The sequence below is a fragment of the Ferrimonas lipolytica genome (genome assembly GCF_012295575.1).
Lineage (GTDB): Bacteria > Pseudomonadota > Gammaproteobacteria > Enterobacterales > Shewanellaceae > Ferrimonas > Ferrimonas lipolytica.
Genome location: NZ_CP051180.1, coordinates 2,085,281 through 2,111,709 on the forward strand (window position 1 = coordinate 2,085,281; position 26,429 = coordinate 2,111,709).

At 49.0% G+C, this 26,429-nt stretch carries 19 protein-coding genes; 12 read left to right on the forward strand and 7 right to left on the reverse strand.

Annotation, left to right across the window (positions count from 1 at the left end; translation table 11 throughout):
- Positions 1-620 precede the first annotated feature (620 nt).
- The 6 genes from HER31_RS09680 to HER31_RS09705 are packed head-to-tail and all read left to right on the forward strand — an operon-like array spanning position 621 to position 7,726.
- The gene (locus tag HER31_RS09680; protein ID WP_168660381.1) at positions 621-1,163 is read left to right on the forward strand and encodes a GspH/FimT family pseudopilin; all 543 of its coding nucleotides are present in this window, start codon (positions 621-623) and stop codon (positions 1,161-1,163) included.
- Positions 1,135-1,653, forward strand: a complete 519-nt coding sequence (gene pilV / locus HER31_RS09685) for a type IV pilus modification protein PilV (protein ID WP_168660382.1) — start codon at positions 1,135-1,137, stop codon at positions 1,651-1,653. Before HER31_RS09680 ends, pilV begins: the two co-directional genes overlap by 29 nt.
- Positions 1,641-2,423: a PilW family protein gene (locus HER31_RS09690; protein WP_168660383.1), complete on the forward strand. Its 783-nt coding sequence runs from the start codon at positions 1,641-1,643 to the stop codon at positions 2,421-2,423. Before pilV ends, HER31_RS09690 begins: the two co-directional genes overlap by 13 nt.
- A gap of 1 nt (position 2,424) precedes the next feature.
- Positions 2,425-2,937: a pilus assembly PilX family protein gene (locus tag HER31_RS09695; RefSeq protein ID WP_168660384.1), complete on the forward strand. Its 513-nt coding sequence runs from the start codon at positions 2,425-2,427 to the stop codon at positions 2,935-2,937.
- A gap of 3 nt (positions 2,938-2,940) precedes the next feature.
- Positions 2,941-3,333 carry a type IV pilin protein gene (locus HER31_RS09700; protein WP_168660385.1) on the forward strand — a complete coding sequence of 131 codons (393 nt, stop codon included), beginning with the start codon at positions 2,941-2,943 and terminating at the stop codon, positions 3,331-3,333.
- Between the two features lie 25 nt (positions 3,334-3,358).
- Complete coding sequence (locus HER31_RS09705) at positions 3,359-7,726, forward strand: pilus assembly protein (RefSeq protein WP_168660386.1); 4,368 nt, start codon at positions 3,359-3,361, stop codon at positions 7,724-7,726.
- A 356-nt stretch (positions 7,727-8,082) separates the two neighbouring features.
- Here the strand turns inward: HER31_RS09705 and HER31_RS09710 are convergent, their stop codons facing one another.
- The 3 genes from HER31_RS09710 to HER31_RS09720 form a co-directional block, all read right to left on the reverse strand.
- Positions 8,083-9,054 carry a flavin reductase family protein gene (locus HER31_RS09710; protein ID WP_168660387.1) on the reverse strand — a complete coding sequence of 324 codons (972 nt, stop codon included), beginning with the start codon at positions 9,052-9,054 and terminating at the stop codon, positions 8,083-8,085.
- Between the two features lie 88 nt (positions 9,055-9,142).
- Positions 9,143-10,807 carry a hydroxylamine reductase gene (gene hcp, locus HER31_RS09715; protein WP_168660388.1) on the reverse strand — a complete coding sequence of 555 codons (1,665 nt, stop codon included), beginning with the start codon at positions 10,805-10,807 and terminating at the stop codon, positions 9,143-9,145.
- Between the two features lie 961 nt (positions 10,808-11,768).
- Positions 11,769-13,004, reverse strand: a complete 1,236-nt coding sequence (locus HER31_RS09720) for a DEAD/DEAH box helicase (protein WP_168660389.1) — start codon at positions 13,002-13,004, stop codon at positions 11,769-11,771.
- Between the two features lie 778 nt (positions 13,005-13,782).
- On the opposite strand from HER31_RS09720, the gene HER31_RS09725 reads away from it, so the two are divergent.
- Positions 13,783-15,210 (forward strand): YfcC family protein, encoded by a 1,428-nt coding sequence (locus HER31_RS09725; protein ID WP_168660390.1) that lies wholly within the window; start codon positions 13,783-13,785, stop codon positions 15,208-15,210.
- A gap of 244 nt (positions 15,211-15,454) precedes the next feature.
- Positions 15,455-16,174 (forward strand): SDR family oxidoreductase, encoded by a 720-nt coding sequence (locus tag HER31_RS09730; RefSeq protein WP_168660391.1) that lies wholly within the window; start codon positions 15,455-15,457, stop codon positions 16,172-16,174.
- A 379-nt stretch (positions 16,175-16,553) separates the two neighbouring features.
- Here HER31_RS09730 and HER31_RS09735 read toward each other — a convergent pair whose 3' ends face one another.
- From HER31_RS09735 to HER31_RS09750, 4 genes are all read right to left on the reverse strand, one after another.
- Complete coding sequence (locus tag HER31_RS09735; protein ID WP_168660392.1) at positions 16,554-17,126, reverse strand: LutC/YkgG family protein; 573 nt, start codon at positions 17,124-17,126, stop codon at positions 16,554-16,556.
- Positions 17,126-18,511, reverse strand: a complete 1,386-nt coding sequence (locus HER31_RS09740) for a lactate utilization protein B (protein ID WP_168660393.1) — start codon at positions 18,509-18,511, stop codon at positions 17,126-17,128. Before HER31_RS09740 ends, HER31_RS09735 begins: the two co-directional genes overlap by 1 nt.
- Before the next feature lie 10 nt (positions 18,512-18,521).
- Complete coding sequence (locus HER31_RS09745) at positions 18,522-19,265, reverse strand: (Fe-S)-binding protein (RefSeq protein ID WP_168660394.1); 744 nt, start codon at positions 19,263-19,265, stop codon at positions 18,522-18,524.
- Between the two features lie 718 nt (positions 19,266-19,983).
- The gene (locus HER31_RS09750) at positions 19,984-21,285 is read right to left on the reverse strand and encodes an inosine/guanosine kinase (RefSeq protein ID WP_168660395.1); all 1,302 of its coding nucleotides are present in this window, start codon (positions 21,283-21,285) and stop codon (positions 19,984-19,986) included.
- Positions 21,286-21,570: 285 nt separating this feature from the next.
- Here HER31_RS09750 and HER31_RS09755 point away from each other — a divergent pair, with 285 nt between their 5' ends.
- From HER31_RS09755 to HER31_RS09770, 4 genes are all read left to right on the forward strand, one after another.
- Complete coding sequence (locus tag HER31_RS09755; protein WP_168660396.1) at positions 21,571-22,218, forward strand: 5-oxoprolinase subunit B family protein; 648 nt, start codon at positions 21,571-21,573, stop codon at positions 22,216-22,218.
- The gene (locus HER31_RS09760) at positions 22,211-23,140 is read left to right on the forward strand and encodes a 5-oxoprolinase subunit C family protein (RefSeq protein ID WP_168660397.1); all 930 of its coding nucleotides are present in this window, start codon (positions 22,211-22,213) and stop codon (positions 23,138-23,140) included. Before HER31_RS09755 ends, HER31_RS09760 begins: the two co-directional genes overlap by 8 nt.
- Positions 23,128-23,877 (forward strand): 5-oxoprolinase subunit PxpA, encoded by a 750-nt coding sequence (pxpA, locus tag HER31_RS09765; protein WP_168660398.1) that lies wholly within the window; start codon positions 23,128-23,130, stop codon positions 23,875-23,877. The genes HER31_RS09760 and pxpA overlap by 13 nt, the downstream gene beginning before the upstream one ends.
- A 436-nt stretch (positions 23,878-24,313) precedes the next feature.
- Complete coding sequence (locus HER31_RS09770; protein WP_168660399.1) at positions 24,314-26,017, forward strand: FAD-dependent oxidoreductase; 1,704 nt, start codon at positions 24,314-24,316, stop codon at positions 26,015-26,017.
- Positions 26,018-26,429: the final 412 nt, after the last annotated feature.

Consider the following 26,429-nt stretch of genomic DNA (forward strand, 5'->3'; position numbering starts at 1 on the left):
CTGACAACCGTCACAGCGGTGCCATAACTCAGCTGAAGTACGATAGTCGTTAGCGCCCTAGGCTTAAGACAAACTTAAACAGCCAACCCCAACACAGCATTTTTATAGGCTGTGTACCAACTAAGTGTTGTTCTTTCCAAGGCGGTAAAAGCACCGGCTAGGCGAGTCGCGATACAAAGGGTAAGCACTACCGCTATTGATCTTCTGCCGCATTGGAGCAGTTCAGCGAAGCGTTTTGGACTGCGACCTAAGGCAAGGGGATTCCAAAGGGGGCGGATCTCCCCCTAATGCATATAAGAATGTGCCGTCGCCGCCGCGACATCCTCCCCTAAAAGCACCGCAATCGGTGAAGCCGAAGGCTTAAGATAAGCTTCAACAGCTAACTACGACACAGCCTTTTTATATGCATTACTGCAACCATCAACATCACCAACACATTATCCCGCGAACATCACTCATAGTTACCGCATCTGCCCCTGCAGTAGTTACATTTAACACTTAATCATTAACAACCTTACCTTCAATAAACCGAAAGTCTTTACACTATAAGGTCAACGACTTAGACTTAATTGGTTGGTATTCAGCCGCATATGACACTCAAAGTATAAAGGGATTTTATAATGAGCAAGTCACCGAATGCCGGCTACCGTTCAATGGGCTTTACGCTGGTCGAGCTGATGATAACCATTGTGATAGCAATGATTATCCTCTCTATCACCGTTCCGTCGTTTAATCAGCTCATTGAAAGTAGTCGCGTAAAAACGACCCAAGATCTTCTAACCAGTGCCATTCAGCGCGCTCAACAAGAAGCGATTCGCAGTGGCCGCTCCGCCTATTTATGCCCTTCAGTTGATGGTACCGGCTGCAGCTCCGCCTGGGCGGCAGATCGTGGTTGGTTAATCTTTTTAGATCAAGATCGCGACGACAACTTCACTAGCAGCAATGATTCAATTATCTCTGTCCAAACCACTATTGATGCCGCCGAGATTGAAGGTTCTTCGGTAAAACTGCACTTTTTCCCCAGTGGCCATGTTGCCGATGTCAGTGGCGCTGCACCGAGCTTTAGCATATGCAGCGGCTCAGACAACGTCGATGACCGCCGCTTCAGCATCAATCGCGTTGGGAGGGTAGATTATGTCGCAGCAGCTAGCCATTGCAGCTAAACAACAAGGGTTTACTCTGATCGAATTGCTGATTGCCGTATTGGTGGTGTCTATCGCCCTGCTCGGATTTGCGCGCCTGCAGGTGTCATCGCTGCAAAATGCTCGGGAGGCGCGGTTTAGCCAAACGGCTTACAGCGCGATGCTCGACCTAAGTGAACGGATCCGTTCTGAACCTCGAGCGGCTATCGATGGTGAATTCAACTTCACCAATCTAACCACTGGCACAGCTCCCGTTGCTGTCGATTGTTTATCGACCACCGTCAGCTGTTCACGCGCGCAATTTGCACTGTACGAGTTGCAAGAGTGGTTTAACTACAACAGCACCTCAGTGCCACAGCTGCGCTTTGCGGTTACACAAACACCATTGCAACCAAACATTTTCGATATTTCGATAACTTGGGATGCGGCACTAACGGGAGTCGGGGTCGATACGTGCAACAGTGATGGCCAAAGTCATCAATGCGTAGGGATGCAATTATGGATTCGATAACAAAGCTGCGCCAGCAAGGGTTCTCATTAATCGAATTAATGCTCACTCTAGCCTTAACCCTTCTCATTATCGGGGTGATTTTTACTGCAGTATTAGCTGATGGCGCCACCTACGAGGCCACACACGCCAGTAATCAACTAGTCAATAAAAGTAGGATGAACCTTTATACCCTGCGCTTTTATCTGCAGCAGGCGGGCATCCGAAACTTTGACCAAATCATGAGTAATGAGCAACCCGGCCCAGCAACGGAAACCATCGGCAGCGTGAACTGGAGTTGGAACGAAGGCCAAATAATTAATGCCATGAATGACCAAACCACCTTTAGTGGGGCGCTCGCCGGCAGTGATGTTATCTCAATCCGCTACTACGGCAGTGACGCCATCGATGGCGAAGTCTACCAATGTGACGGCAGCACCTTAGCTGCTGGAACCCTGAATACATTGACCTTCTATGTTTCCAACACCAACGAGCTTACCTGTCTAGATGCATCTGGCACCGTCACCTTTGACGATGATTTTGATCAGCTGCAAGTCGACTTCGCCACCAACCTCGCTGGCGACTACGAGTACGTTAACGCCAACGATGTTAACGACTGGGCCGATGTTGGCCACCTCCGCATCGCAGTATTGGTAGCGAACCAAATGGAGCGTGCTCAGAACGCGACAGCTCAAACCTATAACTTGCTTGGCACCAACTACACCATCTCTGGCGATAGCAAAGTACGGCAGGTAGTGCGAGACAACATCAATCTACCGAATAACAGGGGTTAGCATGGACACTCACAATAGTTGTCGCCGTCAACATGGTGTCGCGCTAATAAGTGCCTTAGTAGTGGTTCTTATCGTCGCTATCCTTGGGGTGTCGATTGGCAAGCAGGTCATCGATTCTCGACGTAACAGCACCGTCTACTATGACCATTCCAACAGCTTTGTACGGGCGGAATCTGCGCTGTTTGAAGCCCGAGCGATTATCAACGATAACCACCCATCGGTATCGAACAAGCTCAATCCCGATGACGCTAGTACCATTGTCGAAGCGGAGTTCATTAATGCTGATTGGTGGAAAACCGACAGCAATTGGAACGCCGCCGTGGCTTTAGTCGATAACAGTGGTAACGCATTAGATGGTAATCCGGAATACCTCCTCGAAGATGCAGGCCTTGAACCAAGTTTAGACTTGGGACGCACATTACCCCGACGACGCTTTATTAAGGTGTCCACCCGCGCTAACGGTGATGGCACAGCAGAATCTGTCGTTCAAGCCTATGTGGCAGTAATGGAATAACCTATGAATAGATCCCGTGGTTTTACCCTAATTGAGATGATGATAGCTGTAACCATCCTCGGCATTTTGGCGTCTATAGCCTACCCCAGCTACACCGACTACGTACAAAGCTCTCGCCGTGCGCTTGCCAAAACCACCTTGGTTGAGGCGAGCCAACGTCTAGAACGTTACTACGCCCAAAACTTAACCTTCACTGGGGCGGTAAGCGGTTCAACCTTAACGATCTTTACCACTAGCGGTGACTTTGATGAATACTACTCCCTAACCGCCTCAGCCGCAGCAAACAGTTATAGTTTGACCGCTGCACCGGCGGGATCGCAAAGCACCGATGAGTGCGGTTCACTTTCGCTGAACAGCAGCAATCAAACCTCTGCCAGCGCAAGCCACTGTTGGTAACCCTTTGGGAATTGGTAAGGACACCATGAAAAATTACATCTCAAATCGAATTTGTGCATTTTTTGCCGCTTCACTGCTGGCACCTTTTGCCTGTGCCGAGAACGTAAGTTTGGCCAATGGGCCACTGAGTGTTGGCACCGATGTACCACCAATGGTGATGCTGGTGTTGAGTCGTGACCACACCCTCTACTATGAAGCCTATAATGATGCCTCAGACCTCAATGATGACGGCCAGCTAGACGTTGGTTATAAACCAGCTACTATCGACTATGCCGGTTATTTTGACTCCTACAAATGTTACTCCTACTCGTCAGATCTATTTACCCCTGCAGCGACCACAACCAACAAAGCATGCAGCGACAGCAACCACTGGAGTGGTGACTTTCTTAACTACTTAACGATGGCACGTATCGACGTGTTACGACAGGTGCTATACGGTGGAATGCGCAAAGTAGATACCGGTAGCGATACAGTGCTTGAGCGCACCTTTATTCCACAAGACGCACACAGCTGGGGTAAGCAATATAGCTCCGTCGCCGTTGACGGTTACGACATTAGTCAATACACCCCATTTAGTTTGCCAGCCAGCGGTGGCAAGCACTTTTTTGGTACTGCGAGCTTTAGTGACGGTGGCAAACCTGAAATTCGAATTCGCCTGAATCAACAAGCGAAAAGTGGCAAAACCTGTGATATCTGGGATTGGGCCAGTACCGAAAGACCTGTTCTGGCAGACGACCCCAACAGCAACTACAACTGCACCCCAGAGGGCAGCAGTGATAGCCACTACACCGTTAGAGTTAAAGTCTGCGTCGCTGGGTTACTTGAACAAAACTGCCAAGAATACCCCGACGGCAATTATAAACCGACCGGGCTGCTGCACGAATTTGGCGAAAGCGATGGCATGGAGTTCGGCTTGCTTAGTGGCAGTTTCGCCAACAACCTGTCAGGTGGAGTATTAAGGCACGTTGTCGATAACTTCGCTAATGAAGTCGATAGCGATAGTGGCGTCTTCGATACCAGTGCCAATGGCATTGTTAAAACCATCGATGCTCTCCGTATCCAAGGGTTTAGCTACTCCAGTGACTCCTACGACAGCAATTGCGGTTGGAAAACCCAAGGGCCAATTAGCAATGGTGAATGTAACTCTTGGGGCAACCCTATCGGCGAAATGTTATATGAAAGTACTCGCTACTTTCATGATCAAGGCACTGCTAGTGCGAGCTTTAGCACCGGCACCGAATACGGATTACCAGTAGACAGCTGGGATAAACCCTTCGATGTTCGAGAGTATTGTGCTCGACCAAATAATCTGGTTATTGGCGATATTTATCCCTCGTATGATGCTGATCAGCTTCCCGGCCCCATTGCCAGCGGTAATACCTACAGCGGCAGCACCTTAACTGGATTTGACGCTAAAGCCCTTGTTGCTGATGTCTCCAGCCAAGAGGGTATATCAGGCAACTACTTTATCGGTTATTCAGAATCCGACGCTGGCCTCGGTGTTGGCGCACCGACGGCCAAAATCGTTACAAACCTAAACAACATCTATGGTTTGGCGCCACAAGAACCAACCAAACTAGGTTCATACAGCGCCGCCGGTGTCGCGTACTACGGCAGAAAGACTGACCTATTCCCCGCAAAAGATGGTCACCAAAGTATTTTGACCTCAGTGGTCGCAATCTCATCGCCATTGCCTGAGATTGATATCGCTATCGATGACCAAACTATCCGTTTGGTGCCGTACGCGAAATCAGTTAACGGCTTTAGCATTGAACCGGGGGTCGATAAATTCCAACCAACCAACACCATTGTCGACTACTACGTTGAAAACATTACCAATACCAGTGGTGTATTCCGCATCAACTTCGAAGATGTTGAACAAGGTGCAGATCACGACATGGATATGATCGTCACCTACAGCTATGAGGTGTTTGACGATCTTTGCCCAATTGCTGGGCAAAGCTGCCTAGACTCTGAAAAAGCCAAAGGCGTTAAGGTAACACTAAGCTCAGATTACGCTGCCGGTAGTATTGAGCAACATGCGGGCTATGTAATTTCCGGCACCAGCCAAGATGGCATCTACCTAGACGTGCGAGATCAAGGTGACGCTAACGCAACAGATTATTATTTAGATACGGTTTCTTCTGCCGATCTCCCCTACCCCAACAACCTGCGTACGATTGGTAACAGCACAGAGAGAGCCACCGACCTAATTATTGGAGTTCGTAGCAGGCACTTCTTCCCTCAAGCAAGTAGCCGAGCCGCTGAATTTTTGCCTTCGCCACTTTACTACGCCGCCAAATACGGTGGTTTTGTCGAAAGTGACGAGGTCGGTAATGACAACCTCAAGCCCGATCTCGTTGAAGAGTGGGATGACGATGGCGACGGCATCCCAGATAGTTACTTCCCGGTAACCAACGCCGGCGAGCTGGCTGATAACCTCCGCAAAGCATTTGAGAATATCGCCAACCAAGACAGCGCAGGAACATCGCAATTCAGCAACCGTTTCCTCACTGCTGGCTCGGTGCGCTATCAAAGCAGTTACTCCACTGACAAGTGGTCTGGCGATGTTAAAGCCTATGAAGTCGATGCTACAGGGGAGTTCTCCACCACCGAAAAATGGAGCGTTGCCAAAGAGCTTGATGAGCGCGATATCGTGGTTGATTCCGTGCGCAGGATTTTTACTCGAAATGATGAAAGTGGCACCGTTTTCCGCTTTAAGGTTCCAACACCAGACGGAGTAACCATTGCGGGGAAAAATAACAGATGGAGTCAAGCTCAAATCCTGCACCTGCTCGATGGCTTTAGCGGCACAGACGCTGAAAAAACAGCGTATGCAGAAGCGGTTATCAACTACATCGGCGGTGATCGAAGTCATGAATCACCGAGCAGTGCATATGACCTAAGAGTCCGGGAGTCACGCTTAGGTGATGTGATTAACTCTAGCCCCTATGTTGTTGACACCGTTAACGGCCACTCGGTCAACAAACCGGTTATTGTCTTTGGCGCCAACGATGGCATGGTTCATGTTGTACGAACCAGTAACGGCAAAGAGCTAGGCGCTTACATGCCAAGCCAAGTCTACCAACACCTTGGGAGTTTCGTAAAAAACTCCTATGCGCATAATTTTACCGTTGATGGCGCTATCAGCGGTTTTACCGATACAACCGCCAATACCACAACTGTCGTTGGCACTCTAGGCCATGGGATTAAAGGGTTATACGCCCTTCAATTTGATAATAGCGACGTTAAAGTGAATAAAGATGCCATCAAGTGGGAAATAACCGCTACCGGTGACTTTGCCGATCTAGGCTACACCGGAGCTCAACCGACCATCGCCACCCTAGAAAATGGCCAAACTGGGGTTATATTCCCCAATGGCTTTAATGCCGGTGGTGACGGTGCTATCTACATTGCCAATGTCACTGATGGCAGCTTAATCGCTAAATTGTCGGTAGGAGCGCAAACCGATCCAACGGGTAATTCTCGCCCTAATGCACTTGCGGAACCAGCAGTGCTGGATACCAACGGTGATGGCGTTGCCGATCGTATCTACGCTGGAGATCTGTACGGTAATATGTGGTCTTTCGATATTACCGATAGTGACCCTGGTAACTGGAAAGTCGCAACCAACGACCTCAAGCCTCTGTTTACCGCTACCAGTCCAAGTACGTCAGATGGCACCAACGTGATCTCACAATCGATCACCTCACGACCATCCTTTGCAGTGCATCAGCACGGCTTAAGCGATGGCATTATGGTGTCGTTCGGAACCGGCCTCTATGTTGGCTATGGTGATGCGTCTGCCACCAATCAACCAACCCAAACCTTCTACTCAATCTGGGACAAGTTGGACGGTTCTCGTATCGATGATTCACGCAGCGGTACTGACAAAACTTACAATAAGTTGATGCAGCAAAAGATCACCAAAGAGGTCGATGAGCAGCGCTCGCTAACGCAAAGTGTAATTGATTGGACTACCGATTTTGGTTTCTACATCGATTTAATCAATACTGAAAATAACAACACCAATAACCGCGGTGAACGCCAAGTCACAACCAGCTTGTCGCTCATCGATACCGTTAGCTTCACCACCTTGGCACCAAACGATGATCCTTGTAGTGGTGGCGGAGACGGTTGGTATATGGAGCTCAACCTACACAATGGTCTGCTCAAGAACAGCTATCAGTTCAAGTACATTCCGCCGGCACCAACGGTGATTATGGAACCGCCTTATGATGCTGGAAGCCCACCGGATAATGTCGATCCAGACGACCCAACGCCGGTCTGCCAAGTCGACTGTGAGGCGAAGAAACGTATTTATGTCGGAGACAAGTATTTCGAAGATACCACCCCACCGGTGGGCATGTTGAACTGGCGACGTATGTATTAATTTTCGTGTTACAAAAAAGGCCAACGACATAATAATGTCGTTGGCCTTTTTATTGGCTGTGTACCAACTAAGTGTTGTCCTTTCCAATGCTGTTAAAGCACCGGTTAGGCGAGTGTTGATACAAGGGGAAAGCACTACCGCCGTTGACCTTCTGCCGCATTGGAGCAGTCCAGCGAAGCGTTTTGGACTGCGACCTAATTCCAAAGGGGGGCGAAGCTCCCCCTAATGCATACAAGAATGTGCCGTCGCCACCGTGACATAACCCCTAAAGAGTACTGCAATCGGTAAAGCCGAAGGCTTGATATAAACCTCAACACTTAACTATGACACAACCTTTTTATTATCTGTCATCGCGATTAATCGTCGACTTCCACTTCCATACTCGTTGTCGCTGTCGATGCACAAGCCAAAAAGTAACCTTGCTCAATCTCTTCCGGGGTTAGGCCCATGGTCGAGGTTGATTTAAATTTACCCTTTTCGCCCTTACATTTGCAGGTACCACAAACACCGGCACGACAAGCAGCCATCACTTGAATGCCGCCTTTTTCAAGGCTCTCCAATACCGTTTGATTTGGCAGAATTGGTAGCTCAATACCATCAACCGATAGCGACATCTCGGCTGTCGCCATCTCACCCTCGTGAGAAGATAGTGAGGCATTCACCGCCATAAAGGCTTCAGAATGCACATTAGTAGCGCCCATCGTTTTTGCATTGGCAACGGCAGCATCCATATAGGCTTGCGGGCCACAGGTCATTACGGCCCGATCGGCAATATCAGGGGCAAGCTCGGCCAAACGTTCCGCGGTTAAACGGCCGCTTTCACTTGAGATCAACCAATGCAGCTTTAAGTTGGGGTGCTTTAACGCCAGCTCAGCTAATGGTCCTGCGAACAGGCGTTCATTGTCATAACGAGCAGAGAACACCACTGTTATGTCAGCATTTGCCTGCTTGCTAAGGCGATCACGCAGCATCGAGTACAGGGGCGTAACGCCACAACCTGCCCCCAGTAGCAACCACGGTTGACCACCAGCAGCATCACGATGGAATTCACCCGCTGGTGCAAGTGCTTCTAAGCTATCACCGGCTTTGAGGTTATCAAGCAAGTGATTAGATACTCGCCCTCCGTCAACCCGCTTAATGGTGAGTTGCAACTCGTTATCCGTTGGAATCGAACTAAGGCTATACGCACGGGCCGACTTGCGGTCTTCAACCGGAACCACCAAAGTCAAAAATTGACCAGGGATAAAGTCGACGGTTTGATCCGCAGTAAAACGAAAGCTGGTAACGGTATCGGTTTCAACTTGAACCGCGGTGCAGGTGATTTGCATAGGAGGTACTCTCACAAGTAAGGGGATCTTGCGATCCCCTATTTCAACAGACTAAAACGTTGTATCGCGCAACCAAGGCCGGCGAGGATTAACCGTTTAAGATGTCGTTCAAATCTTGCTCTGGGGTGGTGATCAGCTTCAGGCCGGTCATCTCATTCAGTGCAGTCAACAGGTTATCGGTTAGGAATGCTGGAGCGGTAGGCCCAACACGGATGTCCTTGATGCCCAAGGACAACAACGTTAACAATACTGCAATCGCCTTCTGTTCAAACCAAGACAAGATAAGAGTCAATGGTAAGTCATTGACACCACACTCAAATGCATCAGCCAACGCCAATGCTAACTGGATAGCAGAGTAAGTATCGTTACACTGACCAACATCCAAGAAGCGTGGGATACCATTGATGTCGCCAAACTCCAAGTCGTTAAACTTAAACTTGCCACAAGCCAACGTCAGAATAACGGTATCTTTAGGTGCTTGCTTAACGATGTCAGTGAAGTAAGAACGCTCAGCCTTATCACCGTCACAACCGCCCACTAGCAGGAAGTGGCTGATGTTGCCAGCTTTAACCTGTTCAATTACCGCTGGTGCTGCTTCCATCAAGGCGTTGCGAGCAAAACCAGTAGTGGTGTAGTGCGGGATCTCATCGTACTTGAAGCCTTCGCACTCAAGTGCCTTGTCGATAACCACAGAGAAATCGTCGCCGATAACGTGAGTTACGCCAGGCCAGCCAACGATAGAACGGGTGTACATCCGCTCTGCGTAACCCTGAACTTCAGGGTTGATCAGACAGTTAGAGGTCATCACGATAGCACCAGGGAAGTTAGCGAACTCCTTCTGCTGGTTCTGCCATGCGCTGCCATAGTTCCCAACTAAGTGTGGGTACTTGTGACCTAACTCAGGGTAAGCGTGTGCAGGTAACATCTCACCGTGAGTGTAAACGTTGATGCCCTTGTCTTTAGTTTGCTCAAGGATGTGGTGCAGATCGATAAGATCATGGCCAGAAACCAAGATACATTTGCCAGCAATTGGCTTCATGTTTACCTGTACTGGTTTCGGGTGCCCGTAAGCGTTGGTTTCACCTGCATCCAGAATTTCCATTACTTGGTAGTTCAGGGTACCGATGGCCATAGCTAGGCCTAGCAGCTCTTCCATCTCAGTTGGGTCTTCACCCAAGCGAGCCATAATGCGGTGGAATTCAGCGTAAACTTCGTCGCTGGTTTGGTCCAACACGCGAGCGTGCTCCATGTACGCAGCAACGCCTTTGAGGCCGTAAAGAGCCAGCAGGCGCAAACCAATAATGTCTTCACCAACCTGCTCAAAACCACGGTTCACAACCGCTTGAGGCGCTACCGACAACATTGCAGCTTTATCGATGCTCAGATCAAGTTGAGCTGCGCCTTCAGGCTGTTCTGGAGTAACGCCCTGCTCTGCACAGGCTGCTTCGTAAGCTGCTTTTAAGCGATTACGCAACGCCATACAGTTTTTGGTGTATTCAACCAAGCGCTCTTCGTCGAAGTTAACGTTAGTCAAAGTAGAGAAGAACGCCTGCGGCAAGTACTCGTCTGCTTCAACATCTTTAATGCCCATGCTACGAGCGAGGTGAGCGTATGAAGATACGCCTTGAATAAGGTAAACCAGAACATCTTGCAGATCAGAAATCTCAGAAGTCTTGCCACACATACCAGCGGCATAAGAACAGCCTTTGGCTACAGGGGTGACGATGGTGTGCTCACATTGCATACAAAACATGGGGTAACTCCGAATGTTGCATTTCAAATACTTGTTTATTGAGCTAACTCTATCTCTTATTTAAGTTGGATACATGTATTTCGTTTGTCTGTTTAGCTGTTATTTGATCAAGCTCATTATTTTTCATTTAATTGAAGATAATTGCGTGATGTAGATCGTTCTAGCTCACCGTTACGGCACAGCAATGAAACAGCTCAATAACATCAACTCGCTTGCGTATTGATTAGGCTATTTATGCCTTACACGAGAAATAACCAATTCACGTTGAAGCGATTTTGGCCTAGCTACGAGTGGCGATGAGAAGAAAGAGATAACTATTGCAATAGCTATCCGTGGCGCTATTTGCTCGGTGCTAGCAGTGGAACTTAAGCCGCAATACTGACGAGGATACGCCGTCACTAGCTGAGGGCAACGTGCTCGATAATGTAATTTGAGGAGACGCTAGCAACAGCGATGTTAGCCATCGATGCACCAGTTAGAGCCGATAGCAGTGGCTCTGGAGAATAGTGATAGCCACGCTGCTAAAAATGGGCTGTGTACCAACTAAGTGTTGTTCTTCCAATACTGTTAAAGCACCGGCTAGGCGAATGTTGATACAAGGGCAAAGCACTACCGCCGGTGATCTTCTGCCGCATTGGAGCGGTCCAGCGAAGCGTTTTGGATTGCGACCTAAGACAAGGGGATTCCAAAGGGGGCGAAGCTCCACCCCTAATGCACACAAGAATTGCATACAAGAATTGCATCCAAGAATGTGCCGTCGCCACCGCGACATTGTCCCCTAAAAGCACCGAAATCGGTGAAGCTGAAGGCTTAAGATAAACTTCAACAGCTAACTACGACACAGCCTAAAATGTTACAGCGTGGATGATACACCTATCAAAATGCAAACTAATTAATGCTGTGTGCAGCCACAGCTATATTAGTCGCGATAGCTAGATACGAGCTGAAGCTGTGACTGCGGTTAACCGCGACGGCGATTACCACTGCGACCTCCACCGCTGCGCTTCTTCGCTCGGCGTTTTTGCGCACCACGACTGTTTTTACTATTATCAGCCACTTCTTTAGTAAAGTCTGGTTCAAAACCCGGATACCACTGTTGCGGTATACGCTCATCTAAAACTGATTCTATCTCTTCCAGCAGATACTCTTCACCTGGTGCCATCAGCGATACCGCTGTTCCCTCCAATCCAGCACGGCCACAACGGCCAATACGGTGTACATAGTCCTCAGCAATATAGGGCAGATCGTAATTAATAACGTACTGCAATGCTTGTACATCGATGCCCCGGGCCGCTACATCGGTAGCAACTAAGGCACGGATCTCTTTGTTTTTAAACTGCTGTAACCCACGTTCCCGTGCCCCTTGAGATTTATCACCATGAATAGCCTCAGTTTTAAGGCCATCTTTATTCATCTCACGAGCGAGCTCATCGGCACCTTGCTTGGTCTTGGTAAAGATCAGTACCTGCTGCCAATTCTTGGAACCGATAAGGTACGAGGTAAACTCACGTTTGCGATCGCTATCAACCACATAAAGCATCTGGCTGACCTTAGCCGCCGCGCTGTTGCGTTGGTCTACCTGAATAAGCTCTGGTTCAGTCAGCATACGTTGGCTGAAATTAAACATGCCATCGTCAAAGGTGGCGGAGAACAACAGGTTCTGACGCTGATTCGGCAAACGGCGACGGATCTGATTGATCTCCTCTTTAAAGCCCATGTCGAGCATGCGATCCGCTTCATCAAATACCAAGTGTTGTACCGCATCTAAGCTTAAGATCTGTCGCGACAATAGATCCAATAGTCGTCCCGGCGTAGCAACTAAGATATCGATGCCCTGCTTAATTGCGACGATTTGCGGGCCAATACTGGCTCCGCCATAAGCGATGGCCACCTTAATGTCAGTATGAGATGCGTAGATACGCACATTGGCTTCAACCTGTTGCGCCAACTCACGAGTTGGCACCAGAACTAAAGCCCGTAAGCGGCTGCGGTCGAATTGCTGAGCTAATAGTTGCTGCAGAATCGGTAAAGTAAACGCAGCGGTTTTGCCGGTACCGGTTTGAGCACCAGCCATCACATCTTTGCCGAGCAAAATAGCAGGAATGGCCTGCGCTTGAATTGGGGTCGGCTGTTGATAGCCCTGCTCTGCAATGGCTCGGAGAAGGCAGGAATCAAGATTGAGATCAGCAAAAGTCATAACGTCAGCCAAAGAAGGAGAAAGGCGCGCAGTGTAGCAGAATCCAGTCATCCGAAAGAGGCAAAAGCAACTAACAAAAAATAAGGCTGTGTCACAGTTAAGTGTTGAGGTTGATATCAAGCCTTCGGCTCTGCCGGTTGCAGTACTCTTAAGGGCTATGTCGCGCTGGCGACGGCACATTCTTGGATGCAATTCTTGTATGCAATAGGGGGGGAGCTTTGCCCCTTTGGAATATCCCTTTGCCTTAGGTCGCTGTCCAAAACGCTTCGCTGGACTGCTCCAATGCGGCAGAAGATCAACGACGGTAGTGCTTTTCCCTTGTATCGCGACTCGGCTAGTCGGTGCTTTAACAGCATTGGAAAGAACAACACTTAGTTGGTACACCGCCAAAAAGAATGCCACTAGCGCATCCAATTGCCTCCTTCACTCACGAATAACAAAGTTATATTGCGCAATTAATAAGCCACATCCCCCCTTGAAACAGATTTAATTCAAACAAACAGCAAAAACAAAACAAAAGTCACCATTGCTGAAATTTTTAAGTAACCACTTTGGCCCCAGTCAACCTTGACAAGGTGCCTAATCGAAGCGAATAAACAGTTCAGCGACTCAGCTCATGTTTTTACAATGAAACCGACCCGATATTTTGAATTTTTTGTTCTAGTTGGGCAAGGTTGCATCTTTCTTTTGACTGCTGGTCATTTTTGCGACGACATCACAGATTTTCTGCTGATGTTTTTGCCGTGTCCGATCAGCCCAATGTAGTAGGATACTTACGATGCCTAAAGCGAATACGCTGCCGAGCGCCGCACAGATGAGCGCACTAGAGCAGTCGGCAAAGGGAGTTAACCACCCTTTCCTCAGCTTGATTATCATGGTGATTGTGGCTGCCATTGCCACCTACATTATTCCCGCAGGTGAGTTTGAACGGGTCGCCTTCGAAGGTCGCACCATTGTTAACCCAGACAGCTTTACCCCGTTGGCGTCCAATCCAACCACTGTCGCCGGCTTCTTTGAAGCGTTCTTTGCCGGTTTTAAATCCGCCGCTGGCGTAATGGGTGTGGTGTTATTTGTCGGTGGTGCCTTTGGTGTTATGAAATACATGGGCGTGCTTGATGCCGCCGTGTATGGGCTAACTGAAAAACTAAAAGAGCGTGGCCTGAAAGTAATTGCACCAATCGTAATGACCGCCATCGCCATTAACGTTACCTTTACCGGCATGCGTGAACTAGACGTGATCTTCATTACCTTGATGATTCCGATCTGTATCAAGCTTGGCTACGATGCCATTACGGCCCTCGGCATTGTGTTGTTGTCTAGCTGTGCCGGTTTTGCAGCGGCATTAGCCAACCCATTCTTTACTGGCATTGCCCACAATATTGCTGAACTACCTATCTACTCAGGCATGTGGTACCGCGCCATCTTTATGGTGTTCATGCTACTTACCGGCATGGCTTACGTGTTGCACTATGCGGCTAAGATAAAAGCGGATCCAACCAAGAGCCTGCTGCATGGCAGTAACTATCAGTACGATACCAACGTTGAGGTTAAATCCTTAAGCGGCCGTGAAAAAGCTGCAGGTGTCAGCTTCCTATTGATCTTCGGCTATATGATCTACGGTACCTTGGCGATGTCATTTGGCTTCACCGAGATGGCTGGCTGCTTTATGGCTGCGGCGATGATCCCTGGCATCATTGGTGGTCTATCAGCAAACAAAATCTGTGATTACTGGACTCGGGGCGCCTCTGACGTATTAGTTGCAGCACTGATCATCTTCTTTGCGCGCTCTATTATGAGCATCATGGAAGACGCCAAGATCATCGATAGCATCATCTTCTATCTGTCGCAGTTCTTAATTGGCGGCTCTGAGTTGGTCTCGGCAGCAGCGATTTACATAACCCAAGGGATCATCAATTTAATTATTCCTTCGGGCTCAGGCCAAGCAGTTATCACCATGCCTATCATCGTGCCATTGGCAGATATGGGTGGCGTAACCCGCCAGGTAGCCGCATTGGCTTCTCAGCTTGGTGACGGTATCTCCAACTACATCTATCCCACCAACGGTGGCTTGCTGGCAGTATTAGCATTGGCAAGAATTCCCTACGGTAAATGGGTTAAGTTCTTCCTGCCGCTGTTCCTGTTCTGGACTGGTGCAGCACTTATTGCGGTGATCATCGCTCAGATGATTGGTTTAGGTCCTTTTTAAAAAGATCTGCAGATAACATCTGTTAAACCAAAGCCCCAACGTTCGGTCAACGCTGGGGCTTTGTTGTTATCAGAGCCGAATAACATCCGGTAATTACCACACCTTAACGATGCCAACTGAGGATACCCGATCGAGTTATCGTTAACGCTTGCAGATAAGGTAAATTACCTACTCAAACTGGGTCACACCACTATTTGCCATTACAATATTCAGCTACTGACTTACCTTTGAAATAGGATTATTCATGACGTTTAACATCGCAGGCAAAGTGGCTTTGGTCACTGGCGCTAACCGCGGTATCGGTAAAGCCATCGTTGAGTCGTTTCTAGCCCACGGTGCAGCTAAGGTGTATCTGGCAGTGCGCGATATCAGTTCAACAGCTGAGCTGGAAGCCAAGTATCAAGATAAGGTGCAACCTGTTGCACTCGACTTGAGCAGCCAACAAGCTGTATCTGCCATGGCAGAGCAAGCTGCCGATGTAGATGTGGTAGTAAATAATGCCGGCGTGGCAATACAAACGTCGCCACTAGCAGACAATATTGAACAGAGCTTACAGCTCCAAATGGACGTTAACGTCTACGGTTTGATTCGCATTGCGAAGGCATTTGCACCACAACTGGAAGCACGTAACGGCGCCTTAGTGCAACTTAATTCTGTAGCTTCACTGCGCACCAATCCAGCATATGCCGCCTACTGCACCTCAAAAGCTGCTTCTTACGCCATCACCCAAGGGCTGCGCAAAGAGTGGCTTGATAAAGTTACCGTGGTCAGTGTTCACCCAGGCCCTATCGCGACCGATATGGCGGTTGACCTTGGTCTGAAAAGCGACAACGGTCCAGAGTTAGTTGCCGAAGAGATTGTTACTGCAATGGCTGCTGGTCAATTTCACCTCTACCCAGATGACTTCGCGCGCAAACTGGGCAGCGCCTACCAAAGCTATGCAACCAGTGTGGTTGAGGCCTAAACCACATGGTATCTATTTAATGGCCGTGTCACAGTTAAGTGTTGAGGTTTATATCAAGCCTTCGGCTGTACCGATTGCGGTGCTTTAGGGGAGGATGTCGCGATGGTGACGGCACATTCTTATTTGCATTAGGGGGGAGCTTCGCCCCCTTTGGAATCCCCCCTTGCCTTAGGTCGCAGTCCAAAACGTTTCGCTGAACTGCTCCAATGCGGCAGAAGATCAACGGCGGTAGTGCTTTCCCCTTGTAGCAAAACTCGCCTAGCTTGTGCTTTAACAGCATTGGCAAGAACAACACTTAATTGGTTCACAGCGTATTTAATGCGACAAAAAAGCCCGAGGTGGCGGCCTCGGGCTTGCTTCGCTTTAGATCAACTAGGGATTAATCGATCAGAAAGATGGTCATAGAACACGCGCCGTGAGCACCGATAACCAAGGCCTGTTCAATATCGGCAGTCTTTGACGGCCCCGCAATAAAGGAGCCTAATTCTCCGGAGTTAAGTTCTACCTGTTTTACCGCTTCATGCATGTTGGCAACCAAGTCGGAGCGTCGCAGCAATGCCGCCAGATTTTCAGCAATAAATGGCGTTACACGATGGCCTGTGTCTTGTGACGACACATACACCGCACCGTTTTCGGCCACGCCAAACTTGGCCGGCACCAACGCCAAATCAACGTTATGCAGGTCGTGTTGTTGTGCATCCAATTGGCGATTACCGCTAACGCCATCAACCAAGCTTAATACTTGCTCATTAGCGCTAATCTTGTCATTTAAATAATCCTGTACCTGCACCAGCGAGGTTACTTCAATGGCAGTACCACCGACTTTGGCGATCATCTCAAGATACTGACCCGCCAAGTCTTGGTTATTCGGCTCTATGGTGATCTTAGGCATCGCCATATGCGGCACTTTTACCTTTTCCAGTGCAGCTAAGATTGCGTCACGACTAGACATTATTTGTTCTCCCGGTTGTGTTTAAACCAAGCTTCAAAAGATTGGGTGGTTTCGACTTCAGGCAACTCACGATGCTGGCCCCAAGCCCCAGAAAATGGCTTCATCACCGAATCAGGAAGTACTTTTAGCGCAACTCGAGCAGCCTTGCCGCCGGTGTTCAACAGCCCTTCGCTGGCCATCAATTTACCAAGATATGGCATGTAACTGCCTTTGCCGTAAGGCAGTGATTTGTTGTCCGCATGGATGCGGCGCCATTTAGCGATAATCGAGTCCAATGGCACCTTAGTCGGACATACTTTGGTACAGGAACCACACAGCGTACAAGCCCAGGCCAGCGAGTGAGTTTCATCATTCCCCGCAGAAACGGCGATGCCAATTGGGCCCGGAATCAGCGCGTTGTAGGCGTAACCAGATGAACGGCGATATACCGGACAAGTATTTAAACAACCGCCACAACGAATGCACTTATACGCTTCGCCAATTAGCTCGTCTTGGAATAGCTCGGTGCGACCGTTATCGACCAACACGATGTGCATCTCACCGCCCTCTTTCGGGCCTTTGTACATGGTGGTGTAGGTCGTACAGGGTTGACCGGTCGCGTTACGTGCCAGCATCCGAGTTAGTACGCCAACCGAGTCCATATTTGGCACCAACTTATCAATGCCCATGCAATGGATCTGAACCTTAGGTAGGTTCACGCCCATGTCGGCATTACCTTCGTTGGTACAGACAACTACCGCTCCTTCAGAGGCAACGCCCATGTTAACGCCGGTGAGCGCAGCATCTGCCTCGAGGAACTTTTGGCGAAGGTGCAAACGCGCTTGTTTAGTTAGATAAGTAGGACAAGATGCGCCTTTGTCTGAGCCAAGATGGTGATGAAACAACTCACCCACTTCCTCTTTCTTTAGGTGAATCGCCGGTACCACAATATGCGACGGCGGCTCCTTGCGTAGCTGAATGATCCGCTCGCCCAGATCGGTATCAACCACCTCAATTCCCTTAGACTCAAGGTAAGGATTAAGGTGAGCCTCTTCAGTCAGCATCGACTTAGATTTTACCAGTCGCTTAACGTTGTGCTTAGCCAGAATACCGTGCACGATTTCATTGTGCTCTTGGCCATCTTTAGCCCAATGAACAACAATCCCATTAGCTTTACACTTCTGCTCGAACTCAACTAAGTAGGTGGCTAAGTTAGTTAAAGTATGTTGTTTGATTTCACTACCAAGCTGTTTGACCTGTTCCCATTCGGTTACCGAGCTTGCGGCGATGTCACGCTTATGTCGCAACGACCACAATGCTTTGTCGTGCCAATCTACCCGCGCTTCATCTTTGAGAAAGTCATCAGCCGCTTCAGCGTGAGTTTGTAAACCGTTAATCAATGTCATGATCCTGTCCTTACAACGCGTTGTTGATGAGTTCGGCGATATGCAGGGTTTTAATAGGGAACCCTTGCTTACGAATTACGCCATCGAGATGCAGTAGGCAGGAGGGATCGAAGCCAACGACGTAATCGGCGCCGGTGTTGCTATGGGCACGCGCCTTGTCTTTGCCCATCTTGCCGGACACACCACCCTCATCGAGCGCGAAGGTACCACCAAAGCCACAGCATTCATCGCGGCGCTCCGGGTAAACCAGCTCAATGCCGTTAATGTTGCTCAACAGCGACTCCATCTTGTTATAACCGCTCCCCATGGTTTCCGATGGGCTGGCTAAGTCCAACATGCGAATGCCGTGACAGGACATCTGCATGCTCACTCTATGTGGAAATGGCTTGTTGAATTGTTTCAACCCATCAATATCGAACAGGAACTCAGTCAACTCCTTCAGCTTACCGATAACCGCGGTCGCTTCAGGGCTACAATCAAATTCATGGAAGTTCTCTTTAGCGGCGATCATACATGATGCAGCAGGACAAACGATGTAGTCGCACTCTACCCCTTTGAATGCATTTAACAGCTTCAGGGTGGTTTTTTTTGCATCATCAAAACAGCCAGAGTTGGTCATTGGCTGGCCACAACAAGTTTGGCCTAGTGGGTACACTACTTCATGGCCAAGCTTTTCCAACAGTTCCACTGTGGCAATGCCAACCTGTGGTGTCATCTGGTTGACCAGACAGGGGGTAAATAGAGCGATTTTCATCGAGCACTCCGCAGTTAGCGTTATTAACGTAAGTCAGAGGATGATCACGTTTTAGCCGCCTCTATTCTGTGACATCAAGCACAACGAATATCGCCTTTGCCCTTTGTGACTATAAGGTTATTTTACGTGTTGTTATTGCGAGGCATTGCTATTGGCAACACATTTACAACCATTGACATAACGGCAAATTAACAACGAAGGGGTTTGGTCAGACCAATCAGAACAGTTACGATCAAGACAACCACCAAGCAGTAACTTTATCGCAACTTATGAGTGGAAACTTTTAACCAATAATGAGATGCAGATCACCTTAATGGGAATTCAATGATATTGGTTGTCGGTACAGTCACATGCGCCAGCATCTGTGCGACAAAATGACTAAAAGTGGACAAAAAGCGGCGCTAGCAAACCGAATATACGGGTCACCCTATACCGCTTTGCAATAAGATAGGCTGTGTACCAACTAAGTGTTGTTCCTTCCAATGCGGTTACAGCACCGGCTAGCCGAGTCCCGATACAAAGGGGACGAAGCTCCCCCTAATGCATACAAGAATGTGCCGTCGCCACCGCGACATAACCCCTTAAGAGCACTGCAATCGGTACAGCCGAAGGCTCGATATAAACCTCAACACCTGACTGTGACACAACCACAAGATAGCTGCAGACACAAAAAAGCCGCCTAACGGCGGCTTCTGTAGAGAAGGCATGTATGAAGAACTTAACGCTCCCAGTACGCCTCTTCCAAGCTATCTTCACGATCTGGCAAGCCACGGGACAAACGCGGGCTATGTTGAGCCAACACTTCGTAACTGACACGGTTGGCATATTTACAGATCTGTGCAAACGACGAGTAACACAAGCCACTATAACGGTGCTTACTTGAGGCTGGCAGGTTGAGACGGTGATAATCATTAGCGGACATATCATGAAGTAGTGCCGCTAATGCACCATCGCCGGCTCCATTGGTGTTAGAGATCTTCTCTGGCCCCCCCATAAACGGAGCAATGTGAGAGTACACCTTAAAGGCATCTGAGCAGAAATCTCGGCGCATAGGACGAGAGAATTCAAACTCGTTGAACTCACCAATAGCACCAGGTAGCAATGGGTGACTGGTCTCACGCTTAAACTCATCGTCGGTCCAACCAGCGGTGTATAAACCGGAGGCGCCAGCAGTACACAGGATCAGATCGCACAGATCCAACGCTGACTCACAGGCTAATAATGGATCCTTTTGGCCCGTCAGCGCTTCTGCTTCCTCTTCATTCATCGCCAGCACGGTTACGTGTTCAGCAATGAAGTCGCGCCAGAATTGTGGGTCTTGCTCAATCAAGAAGCGAGTACCTAGGGTCAGTACTACTGGTACATTGGCTTCTTTTGCAAAGCCAATAGCCTTCATGGCAGCTTGGGTGATGGGATCACCGCCAGCACGCATAAGGTAAGCAGTAAGCACCAAGGCAGAACCACTTTTTACCAATTCTTCGTCGATGAACTCGGCACGCAGTTTGTCCATGCTGCCTTTAGAGATAGCAAAGGTACGTTCGCCACAATCACTTATCAGCGTAAAACAGCGACCAATGGAACCATCGACCGGTTGCAAGTGGTTCAGATCCACCCGAGAAGAGGTATTACATAAGTAGCGGTAGGCGTAGCTGCCGATCTGCAGATTACGGCTCATCACACCAAACATCACCGAACGGTCATCCGCCAGCGTTGAGTAGTTGTGAAGTGTGTTGCCAATAGTACCGCCGGCAAACTCAGCCGTAACCAAATCGTGCTGCTGCAGTTCGCTGTACAATGCATGTGCGGCGGCATCATCTATCAGCATCGAATTGCCTTTGATCAGGCTATGGCGCTGAATGAATGCCTCATCCACGTGCGCTTCAATATCAACCAAGGTTTGGTCGATACCGGTGACGTGGGTGTGCTTAGGGCGGATTACCGGATTAAGCTCATTGGTAAGCGGATCCCGAGATTCGACGGGAAAGTAATGCTTGGACTTACGTTGACCTGGGAATTTCATGCTGGGATCACTTCAGCTCGTTATCGCATTCCATGCAAAGATAATGTAGTTGCCATCGCGAATCATTCAATCCGTTCCTGCGATGCACAAGACCTTAGATTAAGGCCCGAATTTGGCGCAGAATTCTATCACATTCACCTCTGAATAGAAGCAACCCTCGCCCTCGAAACAAAAATAGTAAATAAACCAGTTCAGTTGGTTAACTCTCTAACCACTGGTATGTTTAAAGATAAGCCAACCTGTTACGGATAACTTATGGTGCGTCTTCCATTTATAGTAGAACCAATGGCTGAACAGGCACTTTTGTTGCGATGGCCAAACGCCGATGCGTTAACTCAAGTACGCCAATTGCAATTGGCACTTAACCAGTGCGATTGGGTGATCGATGTGATTGCCGCCAGTACCACCCTAGCGATCATAGGAGAGCGTCACAACGGCGAGTTATCGCAGCTATTACAGCAATGGATGGCGGTTAACCCTATCGAAAAATTAGCCATCTGCGCCACTCAACACCATGCGCTACCAGTCTGCTATCACCCCTCACTGGGGCTAGACCTCGATAAGGTTGCCGCAGCAACCAAGTTATCGGTGGCACAGATAATCGAATATCACCATCAAACGCTATACACCGTCGACAGTACCGCGTTTAGCCCAGGCTTTGCTTATCTGGCTGGGTTACACCCGTCATTGCAGCTCCCCCGCCGGGAAACTCCTAGGTTAGAAGTGGCTGCCGGCAGCGTCGCCATCGCCGCCAGTCATAGTGCTATCTATCCACAACGCAGTGCAGCCGGTTGGCACATTATCGGCTCTTGCCCTGAGCCATTACTGAACCTTACTAGCATGCCACCGTGTCGATTTCAGTTAGGCGATACCGTCAGCTTCGAGCCCATCTCGCTGCAGCAATATCAGCAATGGAGTGACAGTCATGATTGAGGTTATCCAAGCGGGACTGTTTACCACCGTTCAAGATCTAGGCCGCTACGGTTGGCGCCAACTGGGTTTTGCCCGCAGCGGTGCCATGGACCCCCTCGCGGCAAGCGCCGCCAATTTGTTGTTAGACCAAGACGTCAATATGCCGTTATTGGAATGTACCCTATTAGGACCAACTCTTAAGTTTCATTGCGACAGCGCCATCGTATTAACCGGCGCAACCATGACTGTTAAGGTCGATGGCAACTTGCACCAGCCAGGACAAACCATTGCCATAAAAGCCGGACAAACTGTAGTAATTGGGCGAGCAGCCCACGGCTGTCGTAGTTACCTCGCAATAAAAGGCGGGATATCAACCCCGGACGTGCTTGGCAGCGTCAGCTACCAAAGCCATGTCGGATTAGGACTGCAGCTGCAACGAGACAACCGTTTGTCGATCACGCCGTATACTGGCCCGGTGGCTGATTGCCATAGTTGGGTTGGTTTAACCTGGCCGCTAACACCTGTGTTAGCGGTGTTTGCCAGTGCTCACACCGATCAGCTGCAAGATGGCATAGAAGCATTAAGCACACAGCCATGGCAGTTGAGCCAGCATGCCAATCGCATCGGTTTACGACTTTCCGGCCAACCACTCAACCATAGTCGGTTAAATGACATGCCCTCAGAGCCGGTATTGCCTGGCACGGTGCAGTTACCACCCAACGGACTACCACTGATTCTAGGTGCCGATAGTCAATCAACCGGTGGCTACCCTAAAGTTGCTCAGGTATGTGAAAGCAGCTTAACCACCTTAGCGCAGTTACGCCCCAACCAAGAGTTATGGTTCGAGCCAATCAGTTTAGAAGAAGCAAAACTTAGGCAGAGACGCCAGCAACGTCATTTAAAAATACTGCGCCAAGCGGCTCATGCTAAATGGCTACAATGACCAAGCTGGATCTTAATGGTGACATTGGTGAGCAGGCTGGCGACGATGCCGCTTTGTTGCCGTTATTGAGTTCAGCCAATATATGCTGCGGTAGCCACGCGGGAAATACGGCACACACCTTAGCTACTATTACACTCGCGCAGCAACACCAGATCGCCATTGGTGCGCACCCAGGCTACGACGACCGCGCTAATTTTGGCAGGCTTGAACTTAATCTCAGTAATAAACAGATCCTCGATTCATTGCAGCAACAGTTGGCACTATTCACCACATTAATCGATTCAGTTGGCGCCACGATGCACCATATTAAGCTTCATGGCGCGCTCTACCATCGTGGTAATCATCAAGTCACTTTGGCAGAGCAGATCTGCGCTTGGTTAGTAACGACATACCCAAACTGCATGCTCTATTGCCAAGCCCAAAGCCCACTGGTAGCAATAGCCACCGCCCATGGCCTGTCGATAAAGCAAGAGGGCTTTGCTGACCGACGCTACCTCAATAGTGGCTTGCTAGCACCTCGAACCATGGCAGGCAGCTGCATCGCTGAGCCGCAGCAAGTATTGACACAGGTGCAACAGATGGTGGAGCAGCGCAGCGTTACTACGATAAACGGCCAGCAACTGCCGTTAACCGTGGATACCCTCTGCCTCCACGGTGATAGCATCACAGCTTTAGAGTCTGCCCAGAACATTCACCGTTGGTGCGCTAACAACAACATTGTTATCGACGCTAATTGATCTTCATTAGCGCGAACACTTAACAATTGTTAAGTGGCTAACAACATACGGTAAATCGAATCAATATCAACATTAGACTTAACTAATTTAATGGCTATGTGGTAGCCTCAAAAAAAGGCTATGTCGTAGTTAGCTGTTGAAGCTTATCTTAGGCCTTTGGCTTCACCGATTTCGGTGCTTTTAGGGGACTATGTCGCGGTGGCGACGGTACATTCTTGTATGCATTAGCGGGGAGCTTCGCCCCCTTTGGAATCCCCCTTTGCCTTAGGTCGCAGTCCAAAACGCTTCGCTGAACTGCTCCAATGCGGCAGAAGATCAATAGCGTTAGTGCTTTACCCTTTGTATCAAAACTTGCCTAGCCAGTGCTTTAACAGCCTTAGAAAGAACAACACTTAATTGGTACACAGCCCAAAAAAAACACTCCAAGGAAAAGATTATGACCAAAATTGTCATTGTGGGAGGCGTCGCTGGTGGGGCCTCCGCTGCAGCTCGTGCTCGCCGCCTATCGGAAAACGCTGAAATTATTATGTTTGAACGCGGCCCCTTCGTCTCATTTGCTAACTGTGGCTTGCCGTACCACATTGGTGGCGAAATCACCGACCGAAGTAAACTGCTATTACAAACACCAGCAAGCTTCCGAGCTCGTTTCAACGTAGACGTTAGAGTGATGAGCGAAGTAATTAGCATCGATCGCACCAATAAATCCGTCACCGTTACTAACCTCAAAGATGGTAGCGACTATACCGAACACTACGATTACTTATTGCTTAGCCCCGGAGCCGCCCCGTTTGTGCCGTCTATCCCGGGCATCAATAATCCATTAACACACTCACTGCGTAACATTCCCGATATGGATAAGATCCTGCAAACTTTGCAGGTAAATAATGTCGAGCATGCCACTGTGGTTGGCGGCGGTTTTATTGGTCTTGAGATGATGGAAGCTTTTACCCATCTTGGCATCAAGACCACATTACTTGAGCTTGCCGATCAAGTTATGAGCCCAGTTGACCGTGAGATGGCGGGGTTTGTTCATAGTGAGATTCAAGCCAAAGGTGTCGATCTTCGCCTTGGTACCGCTCTAACGGCCGTCGAGTACGTTACCGATAATTACATCGCCACTGAAGAAGCAGGTGAAACCATTGCACACCAACACATTAATGGCCACCTGCAGTTATTGCTTAGCAATAACCAAACTCTCAATACCGATATGTTAATCATGGCGATAGGTGTACGCCCAGAAACATCATTGGCTGAACAGGCCGGTCTAAAATTGGGGACCCGTGGCGGAATATTTACCACGCCAACCATGCAAACCAGCGATCCCTTCATCTATGCCGTCGGCGACGCAGTGGAGCAATCGGACTTTGTGACTGGCAAAGCCAGTCTGGTCCCACTAGCTGGCCCAGCGAACCGACAAGGGCGCATGGCTGCTGACAATATGCTTGGAGGTAGTGCTAGCTATCAAGGGACTCAAGGCACCGCTATCTGTAAGGTATTTGATCTCGCAGTAGCTTCAACAGGAAAAAATGAACGCCAACTGCAACAAGAAGCGATGCAATACGAGAAAGTCTATGTTCACAGTGCTAGCCACGCTAGCTACTATCCTGGTGCCGAGATCGTTTCGCTGAAACTGCTATTTTCACTGACCGATGGCAGCATACTCGGCGCACAAGCGGTCGGAAAAGACGGAGTCGATAAACGTATCGACGTCATCGCCGTTGCCCAGCGAGCCGGTATGACGATAGAGCAACTACAGCATCTCGAGCTTACCTATGCGCCGCCATACGGTTCAGCTAAAGACGTAGTAAACCAAGCCGCTTTTGTGGCCAATAACATTCTCTCCGGTCTCACTCAACCCATTCATTTCCATCAACTCGATGAGTTAAATAACGACCAGTTATTACTGGATGTTCGCAGCCCAGGTGAATTAGAACGAGTCGGCTTTATCGACGGCAGCATCAACATTCCGGTAGACCAGTTAAGGCAGCGCATGGCTGAACTGCCAAAGGACAAGGAGATCATTGTCATCTGCCAAGTCGGACTGCGTGGTCATGTTGCCCAACGCCAATTGGTTAACCGTGGCTATCGTGCTCGCAACTTAATTGGTGGTTATAAAACTTATGCTGCAGCAACGCAGTAACTGTCACAAATAGAGCCATGGCCGTCATTCTCGGAGGCGGCTATAGCTACCGTTCTGGTTGTCATTGACTTGATGTTAATCGCAAAAAATTAAGCTATTTAATTGAAATTAAATAAATTAACAGACGTTAGAAAACTAACTCATTATTAACTAATTAACGTCTGAACATGCCGGTTACTAAAATGGCAAAGCGGATAAACAATGAGTCCAGTTCTATCGATTTACTATCGATACTGCCAATCAAAATACTACGACAATCAGCAGATAAGGGAGTACCTAACAAAACCACTTGCTGCAGCAGTTAGCGATGTCATGTACAGCACTGAAGTCTCCACCTCGCGCCGGAGATCGAGTAACCGTCTCGGGCATTGTGCCGTACTAACCATTTAATGGCCTACCTAATAAAGTAAAA